Source organism: Roseovarius sp. (assembly GCF_965228755.1).
Taxonomy (GTDB): domain Bacteria; phylum Pseudomonadota; class Alphaproteobacteria; order Rhodobacterales; family Rhodobacteraceae; genus Roseovarius.
In genome coordinates, this window is record NZ_CBDDIG010000005.1 from 1,214,091 (window position 1) to 1,229,715 (window position 15,625).

18 protein-coding genes and 1 tRNA gene are annotated in these 15,625 nt (G+C 66.0%); 10 read left to right on the forward strand and 9 right to left on the reverse strand.

What is annotated here, in order from left to right; translation table 11 throughout:
* Nucleotide 1: 1 nt before the first annotated feature.
* From ACO07J_RS09550 to ACO07J_RS09560, 3 genes are all read right to left on the reverse strand, one after another.
* On the reverse strand, nt 2-2,023 hold the full coding sequence (locus ACO07J_RS09550; protein ID WP_422028542.1) for an acyltransferase family protein: 2,022 nt from the start codon (nt 2,021-2,023) through the stop codon (nt 2-4).
* A 431-nt stretch (nt 2,024-2,454) separates the two neighbouring features.
* Entirely contained in the window at nt 2,455-2,865 is a 411-nt protein-coding gene (locus ACO07J_RS09555; RefSeq protein WP_422028544.1) for a hypothetical protein, read from the reverse strand.
* Between the two features lie 147 nt (nt 2,866-3,012).
* Nucleotides 3,013-3,089 (reverse strand) — tRNA-Ile (locus ACO07J_RS09560).
* 286 nt (nt 3,090-3,375) lie between these two features.
* On the opposite strand from ACO07J_RS09560, the gene purM reads away from it, so the two are divergent.
* The 3 genes from purM (at nt 3,376) to rnd (ending at nt 6,310) form a co-directional block, all read left to right on the forward strand.
* The gene (purM, locus tag ACO07J_RS09565) at nt 3,376-4,422 is read left to right on the forward strand and encodes a phosphoribosylformylglycinamidine cyclo-ligase (RefSeq protein ID WP_422028546.1); all 1,047 of its coding nucleotides are present in this window, start codon (nt 3,376-3,378) and stop codon (nt 4,420-4,422) included.
* Entirely contained in the window at nt 4,419-5,021 is a 603-nt protein-coding gene (purN, locus tag ACO07J_RS09570) for a phosphoribosylglycinamide formyltransferase (protein WP_422028548.1), read from the forward strand. Before purM ends, purN begins: the two co-directional genes overlap by 4 nt.
* Nucleotides 5,022-5,152: 131 nt before the next feature.
* Nucleotides 5,153-6,310, forward strand: coding sequence for a ribonuclease D (rnd, locus tag ACO07J_RS09575; protein WP_422029753.1), 1,158 nt, complete (start codon nt 5,153-5,155; stop codon nt 6,308-6,310).
* 61 nt (nt 6,311-6,371) lie between these two features.
* Here the strand turns inward: rnd and ACO07J_RS09580 are convergent, their stop codons facing one another.
* The gene (locus tag ACO07J_RS09580) at nt 6,372-6,959 is read right to left on the reverse strand and encodes a hypothetical protein (protein WP_422028550.1); all 588 of its coding nucleotides are present in this window, start codon (nt 6,957-6,959) and stop codon (nt 6,372-6,374) included.
* A 130-nt stretch (nt 6,960-7,089) separates the two neighbouring features.
* On the opposite strand from ACO07J_RS09580, the gene ACO07J_RS09585 reads away from it, so the two are divergent.
* Entirely contained in the window at nt 7,090-7,500 is a 411-nt protein-coding gene (locus ACO07J_RS09585; protein ID WP_350125288.1) for a SufE family protein, read from the forward strand.
* A 141-nt stretch (nt 7,501-7,641) separates the two neighbouring features.
* Here the strand turns inward: ACO07J_RS09585 and ACO07J_RS09590 are convergent, their stop codons facing one another.
* Complete coding sequence (locus ACO07J_RS09590; RefSeq protein WP_422028552.1) at nt 7,642-8,277, reverse strand: DUF1638 domain-containing protein; 636 nt, start codon at nt 8,275-8,277, stop codon at nt 7,642-7,644.
* Nucleotides 8,278-8,346: 69 nt separating this feature from the next.
* On the reverse strand, nt 8,347-9,051 hold the full coding sequence (locus tag ACO07J_RS09595; RefSeq protein WP_300894508.1) for a corrinoid protein: 705 nt from the start codon (nt 9,049-9,051) through the stop codon (nt 8,347-8,349).
* A gap of 205 nt (nt 9,052-9,256) precedes the next feature.
* On the opposite strand from ACO07J_RS09595, the gene ACO07J_RS09600 reads away from it, so the two are divergent.
* A complete protein-coding gene (locus tag ACO07J_RS09600; RefSeq protein ID WP_422028554.1) occupies nt 9,257-10,348 on the forward strand; it encodes a PA0069 family radical SAM protein in 1,092 nt (363 codons plus the stop codon).
* A gap of 20 nt (nt 10,349-10,368) precedes the next feature.
* Here ACO07J_RS09600 and ACO07J_RS09605 read toward each other — a convergent pair whose 3' ends face one another.
* Nucleotides 10,369-10,653, reverse strand: coding sequence for a DUF4242 domain-containing protein (locus ACO07J_RS09605; protein WP_422028556.1), 285 nt, complete (start codon nt 10,651-10,653; stop codon nt 10,369-10,371).
* Nucleotides 10,654-10,764: 111 nt separating this feature from the next.
* Between ACO07J_RS09605 and ACO07J_RS09610 the strand changes: the two genes are divergently transcribed.
* Nucleotides 10,765-11,703, forward strand: a complete 939-nt coding sequence (locus tag ACO07J_RS09610; RefSeq protein ID WP_422028558.1) for a LysR family transcriptional regulator — start codon at nt 10,765-10,767, stop codon at nt 11,701-11,703.
* Between the two features lie 5 nt (nt 11,704-11,708).
* Here the strand turns inward: ACO07J_RS09610 and bmt are convergent, their stop codons facing one another.
* Nucleotides 11,709-12,734: a betaine--homocysteine S-methyltransferase gene (gene bmt / locus ACO07J_RS09615; protein ID WP_422028560.1), complete on the reverse strand. Its 1,026-nt coding sequence runs from the start codon at nt 12,732-12,734 to the stop codon at nt 11,709-11,711.
* Nucleotides 12,735-12,885: 151 nt separating this feature from the next.
* Nucleotides 12,886-13,200, reverse strand: coding sequence for a DUF1476 domain-containing protein (locus tag ACO07J_RS09620; protein WP_422028562.1), 315 nt, complete (start codon nt 13,198-13,200; stop codon nt 12,886-12,888).
* A 184-nt stretch (nt 13,201-13,384) separates the two neighbouring features.
* Here ACO07J_RS09620 and purC point away from each other — a divergent pair, with 184 nt between their 5' ends.
* From purC to purQ, 4 genes are read left to right on the forward strand one after another with little or no spacing between them, the layout of a single operon-like run.
* On the forward strand, nt 13,385-14,146 hold the full coding sequence (purC, locus tag ACO07J_RS09625) for a phosphoribosylaminoimidazolesuccinocarboxamide synthase (protein ID WP_422028564.1): 762 nt from the start codon (nt 13,385-13,387) through the stop codon (nt 14,144-14,146).
* Nucleotides 14,147-14,166: 20 nt separating this feature from the next.
* A complete protein-coding gene (gene purS / locus ACO07J_RS09630) occupies nt 14,167-14,406 on the forward strand; it encodes a phosphoribosylformylglycinamidine synthase subunit PurS (RefSeq protein WP_422028566.1) in 240 nt (79 codons plus the stop codon).
* Complete coding sequence (locus ACO07J_RS09635; RefSeq protein ID WP_422028568.1) at nt 14,406-14,921, forward strand: hypothetical protein; 516 nt, start codon at nt 14,406-14,408, stop codon at nt 14,919-14,921. The genes purS and ACO07J_RS09635 overlap by 1 nt, the downstream gene beginning before the upstream one ends.
* Nucleotides 14,918-15,586, forward strand: coding sequence for a phosphoribosylformylglycinamidine synthase subunit PurQ (gene purQ / locus ACO07J_RS09640; protein ID WP_422028570.1), 669 nt, complete (start codon nt 14,918-14,920; stop codon nt 15,584-15,586). Before ACO07J_RS09635 ends, purQ begins: the two co-directional genes overlap by 4 nt.
* The last annotated feature ends 39 nt before the right edge of the window (nt 15,587-15,625 follow it).

Here is a 15,625-nt window from a genome sequence, read left to right on the forward strand (position 1 = left end):
CCTAACGCGCCGGCCCCAGCCCCGCCTCGACCGTATCGCGGATATACCCCCGCAGGCCCCGCGCCCCCTCGAGCGAGATATGCCCGCTGTCGTGGTAAAGCGGCCGCCCGTCGAGATACCAGATATACCGCCCCTCGACCATGAAGGGCAGGGGCAGTTCCACCACGTGCACACCCTCCGCCTGCCGCGCGGTGAACACGTCCAGCACGTATTGCTGGATGGCATCATTGTCCGGCACGTTGACGAAAGTATTGGCAATCAGCGTGTCCACCTCCGCATCCGCACCGTGCCCGGTCAGGATCAGCTTCGCCAGTAGCAGTTTCGGCGTCACCTTCTGCTCGGGCACTTCCGTCACCAGGAACACCTCGACCCCGGCCTCCCGGTAAAACGCCACCGTCCGATCGACCGCCGCCTCGAACACCGCGCGCGACTGCTCCAGGTCCCCGTGGTTCCCGTTCAGCTCCTCGGCCAGGAAGTACCGCGGGTTCGCCCCGGCATAGACCGGCCCGGTGTAAAGCGTCCAACGCCCCACCAGGAACACCGCCGCGACCCCCTCTTCCGTCAACGCTTCCGCCAGCCGCTCGGTGTAGCCATGGCAGGACAGCTCGTCCTTCCGGCTGCGCGAGGTATAGACACCCAGGATCGGCGGACAGCCCGGATGCGTGCCGGCCAGCACCGTCACCGGCCGCTCCGCCGCCACCGTCTCGAAGGCCGGGAGCAGGGAAATCGCGTAGCTGTCGCCGATCACCGCAATGGCCTCCTCCGCCCCCACCGGGGCGAAGGCGGTGCAGAACACGTCCTCCGGCCGAACGGTCTGGGCCAGCTCGGAACAGGTCTGGTACTCCGGCCGCTCGTCGAGCGACGCCAGCGCCGCCCGCAGGGGCGAGTCCCCCCGCAGATCCAGCCGCGCCGGGAACCCGCTGCCCATGAAACCCGCCATGCCGATGGCGAAGTACAGCACCGTCACCCCGCCGCTCGCCCACAGCAGCCGCGCCCGGCCCGGCAGGATCGCCGCCGGCAGCTGCCGGAAGGGCCGCTCCACGAACCGCCATGTCAGCGCCGCCAGCACGAAGCTCAGCGCCGCCAGTGCGATCATCAACGCGTCCGAGGGCGGGCCGAAACTGCGGATGCGGGCAAAGGCGAACAGCGGTTGATGCCACAGGTAGGCGGAATAACTCACCAACCCGATCCCCACGATCGGCCCCAGCGACAGCAGCCGTCCCGCCACCGTGCCCGGCCCGGCGAACAGGATCACCAGCACCGTGCCACCGACCGGCAACAGCGTATAGACCGACGGGAAAGGCGTGCCCGCGCCAAAGAGCACCGCCGCCGCCCCGATCATCACAAGCCCCAGCGCGGCGGGAATGTCTGACCCCTCGACCTCCCGGTCGATCAGCCACAACGCGCACAGGGCGCCGGCCATCAGCTCCCAGAACCGCGACGGAGTGAAATAGAAATTCGCCGCCGGATGGTAGCGCCATCCCCATTCCGCCACCCCCATCGAAAGAACCGCCAGCCCGGCAATCGCCCAGAACGCCACCCGCGTCCCGCCCTTCAGAGCCAGCCCCAACAGCAGCGGGAAGATAAGGTAGAACTGCTCCTCCACCCCCAGGGACCAGGTATGCAGCAGCGGCTGATACTCGTTTGCGGCGGTGAAATAGCCCTGCACGTTCTCGAGGAAATGGAAATTCGACACGAAGAACGAGGCGAACGCCATGCTCCGCGCGAAGATCTGCAACTCGTAGGGCGGCATCCACAAAAGCGCGAAGGGAATGCAGGCCGTCATGACCAGGAACAGCGCCGGCAGAATGCGCCTCGCCCGACGCTCGTAGAACTTCGCCAGCGAATAGCTACCCTTCCGGCGATCCTCGATCAGGATGGTGGTGATCAGGTAGCCGGAGATGACGAAGAACACGTCGACCCCGACAAACCCGCCCGGCAGCGCGGAAAGCCCGGCATGGAAGAGGATGACAGGCACCACGGCCACCGCCCGCAAGCCGTCTATCTCCGACCTGTATTTCACGTGTGGAATCCGTTTTAGAAATCGCCGTTCCGGCACTGACAGTATAGCCGGATGCGATAGCGAAAAGCTGGCAATCCGTCCAGTCCGGAGGGGTGCGCTACCGTAGGTTTGACGCCCAATGGCCCGGCCCTGAACGCCCCGGTCATCCACGGTTGACCCGGCAACAGAAGGCCGACCGAAACGCGCGACACGGCCTGCCGATGCACCGGGCAACATTTATTCATTTAATTAAGGTTTATATTTAGCGGTCCTAAGTATAATATTACCGCCAGGGTGTGGGCGGCATCCTGTGGAGCGGGAGTACAATATGAAACCCGACGGGACGGTCATCAAACTGATAGCCATCATTGTCCCCATCACCGTGGTGCTCTTCCTCCTGAACTGGCTCTGAACCGGGCTTCCCACACGTCAGGGCTTCCGACGGCCCAGCCTCAGTTTCCAACGCAATAGGTCGACCCCCGATACAGAACGGAAGCCCAGGGCGGGCAGATGCTGTCGACCTTGCGCACCCGCTTGACCCTCACCACCGTGGTCGTCGTGGTCGTCACGGCCCGCCCCAGCCGCGCATCGGCGCAGGCGTTGATCCACGCGGCCTCGCCGGCGCCGACGCTGCCATGGGGCAGGATCCGAAGCACGGTATCACCGCCCCAGGGGTAGGCCACGTAGGTCGCCTGGATCTTCGGCGCCCCGCGCAGGCCCAACTCGTACTTGCAGTCGATGATCGCCTGGTGCTGCTCGGTCGCCGGAATATGTCCGGTCCTGATGGCGGTATCGGCAAGGGCAGGGTGGAAAGGCGCGAGGGCCGCGCAAGCCAGTATGAAGGGTTTGAGTAGATGGCGCATGTTCAAATCCTCTTCGATCAACGCGGCCCGGGCCGCAAGGCCGCGCCGGAAAGGTGCGGCGGCAAATCTCTGGGGAAAAAGTAGTACGCTGTCCGACATTGTGAAGGCATGTCTGCCGGGAAAGCCGAACCCGGCCGGCGGACGAACTGGTAGGCCCGGAGGGACTCGAACCCCCAACCAAAGCGTTATGAGCGCTCTGCTCTAACCAATTGAGCTACAGGCCCGACCTGGAAGCACTGGTAGGCAAGGGGCCGGGGGTCGTCAAGCCTTGGCCGGGGGGCATCTGGCGCAGGGCAGGGCGCAACGCCACCGCACGCCCCGTTAACCCCGTCCCGCCACCGAAAAAAGCACCGACAAAATACCGACGTAATACCGACGTGATACCGATACCCGGTTTTCCCGCCGTTTCAGCAGGTTAACCCTGATTCTCCGCCCCATGCCCCGCAAGGTACTTCCCTTCACGTTACGCATAAGCTAACCCGGCGCCACCAAGCGGCGAGAGGTCTGACGATGAGCAAGGGCAGGAACGGCATCACCTATGCCGAGGCAGGCGTGGATATCGACGCGGGCAATGCCCTGGTCGAACGGATCAAGCCCGCCGCCAAGCGCACCGCGCGCCCCGGCGTGATGGCGGGCCTTGGCGGCTTCGGCGCGCTGTTCGACCTCAAGGGGGCAGGCTACGAAGACCCCATTCTCGTCGCCGCCACCGATGGCGTCGGCACCAAGCTGCGCATCGCAATCGACACCGGGAATGTCGAGACCATCGGCATCGACCTTGTCGCCATGTGCGTGAACGACCTTGTCTGCCAGGGCGCCGAGCCCCTGTTTTTCCTCGATTATTTCGCCACGGGCAAGCTCGAGACCGAAACCGCCGCGCGGATCATCGAGGGCATCGCCGAGGGCTGTGCACAGTCCGGCTGCGCCCTCATCGGCGGTGAGACGGCCGAGATGCCGGGCGTGTACGAGGCGGGCGATTTCGACCTCGCGGGCTTCGCTGTGGGCGCCATGGAACGCGGCACCGACCTGCCGGCGGGCGTGAAGACGGGCGACGTCCTCCTCGGCCTCGGCAGCAGCGGCGTCCATTCCAACGGCTACAGCCTCGTGCGCAAACTGGTCGAGCTTTCCGGCCTCGGCTGGGACGCCGATTGCCCCTGGTCCGACGGCTCGCTCGGCGAAGCCCTGCTGGCCCCCACGCGCCTCTATGTCCGCCAGGCGCTCGAAGCCGTCCGCGCCGGCGGCGTCCATGCGCTGGCGCACATCACCGGCGGCGGTCTGACCGAGAACCTGCCGCGTGTCCTGCCCGACGACACCGGCGCCGAGATCGACCTGAACGCCTGGGAATTGCCAGGCGTTTTCAAGTGGTTGTCCGAGACCGGCGGCATGGCCGAAGCCGAGATGCTCAAGACCTTCAACTGCGGCATCGGCATGATCATCGTGGTCGAGGCCGACCGGGCCGAGGCGCTTACCTCGCTGCTGCAGGACGCGGGCGAGACCGTCCACACCCTCGGCCACGTCACCGAAGGGCAGGGCGTCCGCTACACCGGCACGCTCCGTTGACCAGGCGGGTCGCCATCCTGATCTCCGGCGGCGGCTCGAACATGGTGGCGCTGGTCGACAGCATGACCGGCGACCACCCGGCGCGGCCCTGCCTGGTGCTGTCCAACTCCGCCGATGCGGGCGGTCTGGCCAAGGCCACAGAGCGCGGCGTGCCCACGGCGGTCGTCGATCACCGCCCCTTCAAGGGCGACCGCCCGGCCTTCGAATCCGCTCTCCAGGCAGAGCTGGAACAGGCCGGGGCCGACATCCTCTGCCTCGCCGGTTTCATGCGCATCCTGACCGAGGGCTTCGTCCGCCGCTGGCAGGGGCGCATGCTGAACATCCACCCGTCGCTCCTGCCGAAATACCCCGGGCTCGACACCCATGCCCGTGCGCTTGCGGCGGGCGATACAGAGGCCGGCTGTACCGTGCACGAGGTCATCCCCGACCTCGACGCGGGCCCGGTGCTGGGGCAGGCCACCGTCTCCATCCGCCCCGGCGACACGCCCGACACGCTCGCCGCGCGCGTGCTGGCACAGGAACATATCCTCTACCCGGCCGTCCTGCGCCGCTTCGCGGCTGGCGACCGCACCCCCGTCACCATCGACGCCCGCGGATAACCGGCACCCGCCCTTGTGGTCCGGCCACGGCAGAATTCAACCAGCGCCTTTTCTTTGCCGATCCGCTGTCATATACCGTGCCGAACTGGGGGCGAAGAGGCAGAATGACCAAGGAAAAAACCCGTTCGCGGATCACCACCATCACCACGACAGAAGCGCTGGCAGAGTTCTGCGCCCGCGCGGCCGACTGCGATTACGTGACCGTCGATACCGAGTTCCTGCGCGAGCGCAGCTACTATTCCAAGCTCTGCCTCGTGCAGCTGGCCCTGCCCACGCGGGGCGAGGACGACGCGGTGCTTGTCGACCCGATCGCGGGCGACCTGTCGCTCGAGCCGCTTTACGAGCTCTTCCGCGATACCTCGGTCGTCAAGGTCTTCCACGCCGCCCGGCAGGATCTCGAAATCTTCCACGTCGACGCCGGCGTGATCCCGGAACCGCTCTTCGACACGCAGGTCGCGGCCATGGTCTGCGGCTTCGGCGAGCAGGTGGGCTATGAAACCCTCGTCCGCCGCATCGCCCGGCAGTCGCTCGACAAGACCTCGCGCTTCACCGACTGGTCGCGCCGCCCGCTGACCGAGGCGCAGATGGTCTACGCGCTGGCCGACGTCACCCACCTGCGCGACATCTACGAGTACCTCGCCGCCAAGCTGGCGGAGACGGGGCGCGAGAAATGGGTGGCCGAGGAGATGGAGATCCTCAAGGATCCGGAAACCTACATCATCCGCCCGGAAGATGCCTGGAAACGGGTAAAGACCCGCAACGCCTCGGGCCGGTTCCTGGCCATCGTGCGCGAGCTGGCCCGCTTCCGCGAGGACTACGCCCAGACCCGCAACGTGCCCCGCAGCCGGGTCTACAAGGACGACGCGCTGGTCGAGCTGGCCTCGACCAAGCCCGGCTCGCTCAACGAGCTGTCGCGCTCCCGCCTGCTGCTGCGCGAGGCCCGCAAGGGCGAGATCGCCGACGGCATCCTCGCGGCGGTGAAGGCAGGGCTGGAGACGCCCAATGACGACGTGCCCAAGCCCGACCGCTCGCGCGAGAAGCTGCAGGTCAACCCGGCGCTCGCCGATCTGCTGCGCGTGCTGCTGAAGGCCAAGACCGAGGAATTCGGGGTGGCCTCCAAGCTCATCGCCAGCGCCGCCGATCTCGACGCCATTTCCGGCGGCGAACGCGACGTACCGGCCCTCAAGGGCTGGCGCAACGAGGTGTTCGGCCGCGACGCGATGCGCCTTTGTCAGGGCAAGGTGGCGCTGGCCGCCAAAGGCAAGTCGATCGTGGTCGTCGACCTCTGACGCGGTTCGGACGTAACCTGCGACACCGCTTTCCGCGAAACGCGTGCGGCGCCGGAACGCTTTAGCGCCGGGCGCTCTGGCGGGTGTTGCGCTTGGCGATCACCCGGATCGTGCGGATCTTCTCCAGATCACCATGGGTGAGCGCCTGTGCCGCCTGGATGCGGCGGGTATGCTCGGGGCCCTGGGGCGTATTGATCGGCTGCAACGCCAGGAATTCGTAGGTCAGCACGCCATCCCGCGGCTCGCCGTCGAACAGCGGCAGCAGCCGCACGTCATAGGCGCCCTGCCGCGTGGTAAGTCCCACGGCGCGCACGATGGCCCCGGTGGCCGTCGGCTCGATCGTGAGGTCGGTCACCTGGCTGATCAGCGTGCCCTGGTAGATGACTTCCTTCTTGCGCCCGAAGAGGCCCGTGCGCTCGGTGGTGACCTTGCGGTTGGCCGCGCTCAACTGCGAATACCCGCGTTCGCCGATCAGCGGGTTCACCGCCTGCACACGCCCGTCGGCGGTGCGTACCGTGGCCGGTTCCGTCTCGACCGAGGTGCTGCGCCCGAACCAGTTGGCCGGATTCAGGCGCGACTCGCGAAGGCCCCCGCCGCAGGCCGACAGCAGCAAAGTCGAAAGGATGAGGGCGACAACAGTGAAACGCATGCGCGATGACCTTTCCTTGGCTTTCCGCCTGTTACCGCAATTGGCGTGACTTGAAAAGCGCCCTTGGGGCTGGACGTGCCGCAATAGCGCGCCTAGGTGTCTGGGGACACAAGGAAAAGGGACCGGACCGTTGGCCACCGAGGCATTTGAGGAGATCGTCGAGGATTTCGAGTTCCTGGAGGACTGGGAAGACCGCTACCGCTACGTGATCGACCGCGGCAAGGCGATGGAACCGCTCGACGACGCCCTGAAGGTGCCCGCCACCAAGGTCGACGGCTGCGCCAGCCAGGTCTGGCTGCACCCCCGGATCGAGAACGGCACCTTCAGTTTCGAGGGCGAAAGCGACGCGATGATCGTGCGCGGGCTGATCGCGGTGCTCAAGGCGCTCTATAACGGCCGTCCGGTGGCGGAGGTGCCGAAGGTCGACGCCCATGGCGAGCTGGCCCGGCTGGGGCTGAACGATCACCTGTCCTCGCAGCGTTCCAACGGTCTTCGGGCGATGGTCGAACGCATCCGCAACGTCGCGGCCGAGGCGGCCTGAGCGGGGGGAGGGGCGCTGCCCCTCTTGGCCCTGCGGGCCAATTCCCTGGGCTCCGCCCGTTCGTGGGCGGACCTCTCCACCGGAGAGGTCCCGGGAAGCCCACTCACCCCCGGGATACTTGGACAAAGAAGAAGCGGCAGGTCAGGCCCGGGCGGCGAGCGCGGTCTTAAGGTCTCCGTAACCTGTGAAGCGGTACTCGTACTCCAGCCCGAGTCGCGCGGCGCAGTCGCGCGCCTTTGCTTCAAGCGCCGGGTCGTTAACCTGCGCTTGATAAACCAGCTTGGTGTAATTGCCGAAGATCATGTCGCGCAGCTCCGGATGCCGGTCGAGGCCCATGGGTTTCCACACGAAGGCGTCGAACTGCTTCACCAGGAAATCGGTCAGGTAGAAGGCGGTGATCTCGTCGCGGGCGGCGAAGGTGTCGTTGCCCTCGAAGAAGGAATAGCAATGCGGGCCCGCCACCATCTCGACCCCCAGCTCGGCACATTTCGCCTGCAACAGCCCGCCGGTGCCGCAATCGGCATAGACCACGAAGATCTCGTCATAGGCGCCGCGGTTCTCGCGCACCGTCTCCTCGACGGCCTGCGTGATCTTCTCGGGGTAGAGGTGATACTTCGCCGGCAGGCATTGCAGCACCATGTGATCCCAGCCATTGGCCCGCTTGAGCGCCAGGATCTCCCGCGCCAGCGCCCCGCAGGCGATGAGCAGGATGCGGCCCCGCGTGGCTTCCGCAAAGCCGTCCTCGGTCAGGGTCGTGTCGCTTGGCAGCTCGGTCATCATCTCATCCCGAAAAGAAACGGCCCGCACAGTCGGGCGGGCCGTTCCGAATACCGATCAGGCGGCGGTTCAGCCCGTGGCGCCCTGGTTGTGCTTGCGGCTGACGAAGGTCTTGGCGGTTTCCACCGCCACGGCCGCGTCGCGGCAATAGGCGTCGGCGCCGATCGCCTTGCCGAATTCCTCGTTCAGCGGCGCACCGCCCACCAGCACGATGTAATCATCGCGCACGCCCTGTTCCACCATCGTGTCGATCACGACCTTCATGTAGGGCATGGTGGTGGTCAGCAGGGCCGACATGCCAAGGATGTCGGGCTGTTCGGTTTCCAGCGCCTCGAGATAGTTCTCGACCGGGTTGTTGATGCCGAGGTCGACCACCTCGAACCCGGCGCCTTCCATCATCATCGAGACGAGGTTCTTGCCGATGTCGTGGATGTCGCCCTTGACCGTGCCGATCACCATCTTGCCCACGCGGGGCGCGCCGGTTTCGGCCAGCAGCGGCTTGAGGATGGCCATGCCGCCCTTCATCGCGTTGGCCGCCAGCAGCACCTCGGGCACGAACAGGATACCGTCGCGGAAATCCTTGCCGACGATCGTCATGCCGCCGACCAGCGCCTCGGTCAGGATCTGGTAAGGCTGCCAGCCGCGCTCGAGAAGAATGTTGACGCCTTCCTCAATCTCTTCCTTGAGACCGTCGTAAAGGTCGTCGAACATCTGCTGGACAAGTTCTTCGTCGTCCAGTTCCGAAAGGATGATGTCGTCTTCTTCGTCGGACATGAGAGTTTCCCTGAATTCCTTGCGCACTGCGCGTGTGACTCTGGCGAAGCTATCGTCAATTTGCCGCAGGCGCACTTTCCGAATTACGACACTGGCCGCATCGCTTCCGACGTCTCGCGCGATTTCGCGCCGGGGCAGGGGCGGCAAACCGGCCTTCCACCATGGGGTTATTGCAAATGTTCTCTTAATGTTCCATGAATGCGCCATGGAACGCAGCAAGTCGCAAACCGTCGATCCCGGGCTGAGACGCGCCGCGCGCGGCGCGCAGAGCAACGCCGCCGGCCGGTACGAGCGGCACGCGCGCGTCTATGAGGATGACGGCTGGAACCTAGAGCCCGGGGACGAGGCGCCGCTGCGCACGCAGGTCAGCGTCGAGGTGCCGCGCCGGATGATCACCTACAACCGCTCGCCCGACCTGCCGTTCGACCGCTCGATCAACCCCTATCGCGGCTGCGAACATGGCTGCATCTACTGCTTTGCCCGCCCCAGTCACGCCTGGCTCGGCCTGTCGGCGGGGCTGGATTTCGAGACGCGCCTGGTGGCCCGCCCCGACGCGCCCGGGGTGCTGGCGCGGGAGCTGTCAGCCAAGAGCTACCGGCCTGAAATCATCGCCATCGGCACCAACACCGACCCGTATCAACCGATTGAGAAGACGCATGAAATCATGCGCGCCTGCCTTCGGGTCCTGAGCGATTTCAACCATCCCGTGGGCATCGTCACCAAGGGCACCCTGATCGAGCGCGACATCGATATCCTGTCGGACATGGCCGCCCGCGGGCTGGTGCGCGTGGGGCTGTCGGTCACCACGCTCGACGCGGCCCTGTCACGCAAGATGGAGCCGCGGGCGCCGGCGCCCAGACGGCGGCTGCAGGTGATGGAACGGCTGAGCGCCGCCGGCATCTCGGTCAGGATCATGACCTCGCCCATCGTCCCCGGCATCAACGATCACGAGATCGAGGCGCTGCTCGACGCCGGCAGGGAGGCGGGCGCCGAGGGGGCAAGCTGGGTCATGCTGCGCCTGCCGCTGGAGGTGTCGCCGCTATTCCGTGAATGGCTGGAGATGCATTTCCCCGACCGGGCCGCCCGGGTCATGGGGCTGGTGCGGGGTATGCATGGCGGCAAGGATTACGACCCCGAATGGGGCCGCCGCATGCGGGGCGAGGGGCCCCATGCCGAGATGATCGCGGCCCGCTTCCGCGTGGCGGCGCGGCGGCTGGGGCTCGACAGGCGCCTGCCGCCGCTGCGCCGGGACCTGTTCCGCGTGCCGGGCCGCGCCGAGCAGCTGGACCTGTTCTGACGCGGCGCCGGGCAAGGGCGTCAGCCGGCGTGGGCATCGCCCGTCGTCGGGTCGATCTGGCCGGTGATCGGCGTGACCTTCGTGGCCGGGAACCCGCTGAGTCTCGCGTGTTCATGGATCGCGCTCTCGTCCTCGGCGAGGTAGATGCAGAAGGTCTTGTCGCCGGTCACGTAGGAATGCTGCCACTGCACCTTGGGCGCCAGCTGCGCAAGCGCCTTGCAGGATGTGGCGGCGGCGCCGCAAAGCTCGTCGCCGGTCATGGCGCCGACGCCGGGAATGTCGCGTTCGATCATGTAGGCTTTCATGGGTGTCCCCCTTGAGGTTTTCTAGTCGCCCCCTCAGTGTACACCCGATTTTTCTGCAAATCACGTCAGTCTTTCTGCTATCCTGACAAGGAAAGCTTGTCGGGAGGCTTGATGCATCTGTCGCATCTCAACGGGTGGCGGGCGGTCGAAGCGGTGCATCGCCTCGGCACCATCGCCGAGGCGGCCGAGGAACTTGGCGTGACGCGGGCCGCGGTCACCGCGCAGGTGCGCGGGCTGGAAGAGCGGCTTGGCCGGCCGCTTTTCACCAGAACGCCCGGCGGGCTGGCCCCCACGGCGGAACTGGGGGCGGTCGCCGGGCGGCTGACCGGGGCGATGACGGCCCTGGCCGGTGCGCAGGAGGCGCTGAGTACTGAGCCGGCAGGCAACCGCGTGGCCGTGTCCGTGACCCAGACCTTTGCCGAGACCTGGCTGCCCCGGCATCTGCCCGATCTCTTCGCCCGGCTGGGGCAGATCGACCTGAACCTGAACACGACATGGGACGTGGTCGACCTGCACGGGGCGGAACTGCATTTCGCGATCCGCTACATGGGCGAGATCGGCGATGACCTGGCCGGTCTTCCGCTGTTGCCCAGCGGGGTGGTGCCGGTCTGCACGCCTGATTTCGCCGCGCGCTATGGTCTGGGCGAAGGGGCGATGGATGTCAGCGGCGTGCCGCTGGTGCATATCGACGTGCCCACCACCGATCCCGACTGGGCCGACTGGGGGCGTTGGGGACGTGAGATGGGCGTGCCGATCGACGAGGCGCAGTCGGCGCAGCCGCGCTATGCTCTGACGGGCAGCGGCGTGCGGCTGGCGCAATCCGGCGTCGGGCTGGTTCTGGGCGGCCTGTCGGAGATCTTCGCCTCTGTCGCGCAGAGCACCTTGATCATGCCGTTCGGTCAGAAATCCGTCTTCCCGGCGTCCTACGAGCACAAGCTGATCTGGGTCGATGGCCGCCGTTTCGGGGCGGTCCAGCGAGGGTTTCGCGATTGGGTCGCGGACAGGGCGCAGGCAGATCGCCGCGTGATGGCAGGGCTTTTCGGCCTCTGACCGCGTCAGCCCCGGCGGCGGCGCCCGCCACGGGCCCGGCGGGCGGATTGCTGATCGCCATCGTCTTCCGTGCCGTCCACGGCCGACGAGAACGGCCCCAGCGCCTCGGTGATCCGGTCGAGCGTCGGCCGCTCGCCGCGCTCCCGCGTCTCCAGCGCCTCGCGCATCTTCGACAGGTGCTCGGGCATCGTGCCACAGCAGCCGCCGATGATCGTGGCGCCCGCGTCGCGCGCCAGCACGGCATATTCCGCCATCAGGTCCGGCGTGCCGTCATAGTGGATGTGCCCGTCGACGTACTTCGGAATACCCGCATTGCCCTTTGCGATGATCGGCCGCCCGGTGCCCTGCGCCACGAAGCCCAACACCGTGCGCATCAGGTCCGACGCGCCGACTCCGCAATTGGCGCCATAGGCCAGCGGCGGCGTGTCGAGCTTCTCCACCATCTCGGCCATGTCGGCCGAGGTCAGGCCCATCATCGTGCGGCCGGCCGTGTCGAAGCTCATCGTCCCGCACCAGGGCATCCCGGCCAGCTGGAAGGCCTCGGCGGCGGCCTTGTACTCCTCGGGGGCGGAGATGGTCTCGAGCCACAGCACGTCGGCCCCGCCTTCCTTCAGACCGTCGGCCTGCTCGTGGAAGATCTCCACCGCAAGCTCATGGGTGAGAGAGCCCATCGGCGCCATGATCTCGCCCGTCGGCCCGACCGAGCCCGCCACGATCACCGGGCGATCCCGCCGGTCGGCCACCTCGCGCCCGATCTCGGCCGAGATGCGCGACAGCTCCCGCGCGCGCTTCTCCGCCCCGTGCAGCTTCAGCCGCGAGGCATTTCCGCCGAAGGAATTGGTCAGGAACAGGTCGCTGCCCGCATCGACCGCCATGGTGTAGAGCTTCTCGATCCGGTCCGGATGCTCCTCGTTCCACATCTCCGGCGCGTCGCCCGAGCTCAGCCCCATGTTGAACAGGTTGGTGCCCGTGGCGCCGTCGGCCAGGATCCAGTCGCGGGTTTCCATCATGCGGGAGAGAGCGTTGGTCATCGGATATCCTGTGAAAAGACTGAGATTTCATGTGTCACGTTCCCGCCTCGCGCGCAAACACAAAACGTGCATGATCATCATGAGCCAGGGCCATGCAAAAGGGCGCCCCCGTTACCACGGAAACGCCCCTGAACGGTTTCGGATCAGAGGCTTACGCCTCTTTCATCACCTGGTCCTTGGCGACTTTCAGAAGCTCGTCCATCTTGCCGCGAATGGTGTCGGCATCGGCCAGGTCGCCCAGGTCGCCCGCCACCTTGCGTACCACGTCCTCGTGGCCGGCTTCCTCGAAATCCGATTTCACCACCTCGACGGCATAGGCGTTGGCATCCTCGCCGGTCTTGCCCAGCAGTTCCGCCGCCCAGAGGCCCAGAAGCTTGTTGCGGCGCATCTCGGCCTTGAACTTCATTTCCTCGTCATGGGCGTACTTGTTTTCGAAGGCGTTTTCGCGATCGTCGAATGTGGTCATGTGGCCGCTCCCAGGCAAAGCGTTTCGGTTAATCCTTGGTATGCCTTCAGGGGCCGCGTTCCGCAAGGGGGCAGGGTGCCGCGGCGCCCTTGTCCTGTGGCTTGCGGCAGAGGGTCCCATGCCTTATGGAGAGCGCAAAGGCAGGACGGGGAGTCGCCCGGCACCTGCAGTATCTGGAGTCAGCATGGCGCGTCGCAAGAAAATCTACGAAGGCAAGGCGAAAACCCTGTACGAGGGGCCGGAACCGGGCACCATCGTGCAGTATTTCAAGGACGACGCCACCGCCTTCAACGCCGAGAAGAAGGACGTGATCGAAGGCAAGGGCGTGCTCAACAACATGCTGAGCGAGTATTTCATGACCGGGCTGACCAATGTCGGCATCCCGAACCACTTCATGAAACGGCTCAACATGCGCGAGCAACTGGTCCGCGCCTGCGAGATCATCCCGCTCGAGGTGATCGTGCGAAACTACGCCGCCGGCTCGATGGCCAAGCGGCTGGGCATGGACGAGGGCACGCAACTGCCCCGGCCGGTTGTCGAATACTGCCTGAAGGACGACAAGCTCGGCGATCCGCTGGTCACCGAGGAGCATATCGCCGCCTTCGGCTGGGCCACCCAGCAGGACATGGACGACATCCTCAGCCTCGCACTTCGGGTCAACGATTTCCTGTCCGGCGTGATGTACGGGGTGGGGATCAAGCTGATCGACTTCAAGATCGAGATCGGCCGCGTCTATGACGGCGATTTCATGCGCCTGATCGTGGCCGACGAAATCTCGCCCGACAGCTGCCGGCTGTGGGATATCGAAACCGGCCAGAAACTCGACAAGGACGTCTTCCGCCGCGACCTCGGCAGCCTGACGGATGCCTATTCGGAAGTGGCCAAGCGGCTGGGCGTCATGCCCAAGGCATCGACCCCGATGACCAAACCGCACCTGATCAATTGAGCAGAAGAGGGGCAGGGCCGATGAAGGCACGTGTGCAAGTGATGCTGAAAACCGGTGTGCTCGACCCGCAGGGCGAGGCGGTGCGCCACGCGCTGGGGTCGCTGGGCTTCGACGGTGTCGAGGGTGTGCGCCAGGGCAAGGTGATCGAGCTCGACCTCGCCGAGACCGACAAGGCCAAGGCCCGGGAAACCGTCACGCAGATGTGCGAGAAGCTGCTCGCCAACACGGTGATCGAAAGCTACACGGTCGAGATCGCCTGATGGACCGTCCCCGGGGGTATACCGGGGCAATCGTGGCATGGGCCCTGTCGGGCCGCCTTTCACGGATGACGTGGCGCCAGCGCGTGGCCGTCGTGCTGTTCGTCTTTCCCGTGCTGACGCTGCTCGCGGCGCTGCTCTATGGCCTGGAAAGCGCGGTCTATGTCGCCCGATCGGAGCGCGTCATCGGTACGGTGGTGGAACGCTACGAATGGCCGGGCGAGACGATCTTCGACCGCGGCACGGTGAACTACGAACCGATCTTCACCTACGAGATCGACGGCGCCCCCCGCCGCGCCAGTGTCGGCAGCGCGCATGCCTCCTTCGACATCGAGGTAGGCGAGACCGCCGCCATCCGGGCCATTCCCGGCTCACGCGGCAACGTGCGGCTCGACACCTGGCAGGGCTTGTGGTTTATGCCCGTTATCCTTGGGCTCATCAGTCTTGTCGGCTGGGCCGTCGCCGGTCTGCTCTGGCTCGTCACCGACAGGATATTCTTCAGAAGGAACGCGACATGAAAGCGGCAGTGGTGGTCTTTCCCGGTTCGAATTGCGACCGGGACCTGAAAGTGGCTTTCGAGAACGCAGGGGCCGACGTGACGATGGTCTGGCACAAGGACACGCAGATGCCCTCGGGCATCGACGTGATCGGCGTGCCGGGCGGGTTCTCGTTCGGCGACTACCTGCGCTGCGGGGCGATCGCGGCGAACTCGCCGATCTGCCAGTCGGTCATCGCCCATGCCGAACGGGGCGGCTATGTCCTTGGCGTCTGCAACGGCTTCCAGGTGCTGACGGAAACTGGGCTTCTGCCGGGGGTGCTGCTGCGCAATGCCGGGCTGAAATATGTCTGCAAACCCGTTGAACTCAAAGTGGAAACCGCCGACAGCGCCTATACTTCCGGCTATGCCGAGGGCGACACGATCACCATCCCGATCGCCCACCATGACGGCAACTATTACGCCGACGAGGACACGCTGAAGCGGCTCAACGACGAGAACCGCGTCGCCTTCCGCTACGTGCAGAACCCCAACGGCTCGCTGCAGGACATCGCCGGCATCCTGTCGGAAAACCGCCGCGTGCTGGGCATGATGCCCCACCCCGAGCGGATGGCCGACCCGCTGCACGGCAACACCGAGGGGCGCATCCTCTTCAACAGCCTCGTCGACCAGCTGCAGACCGCGTGAGCCCTTGTTGCAACGCCCGTGGCGGCGTATCCTGACGCG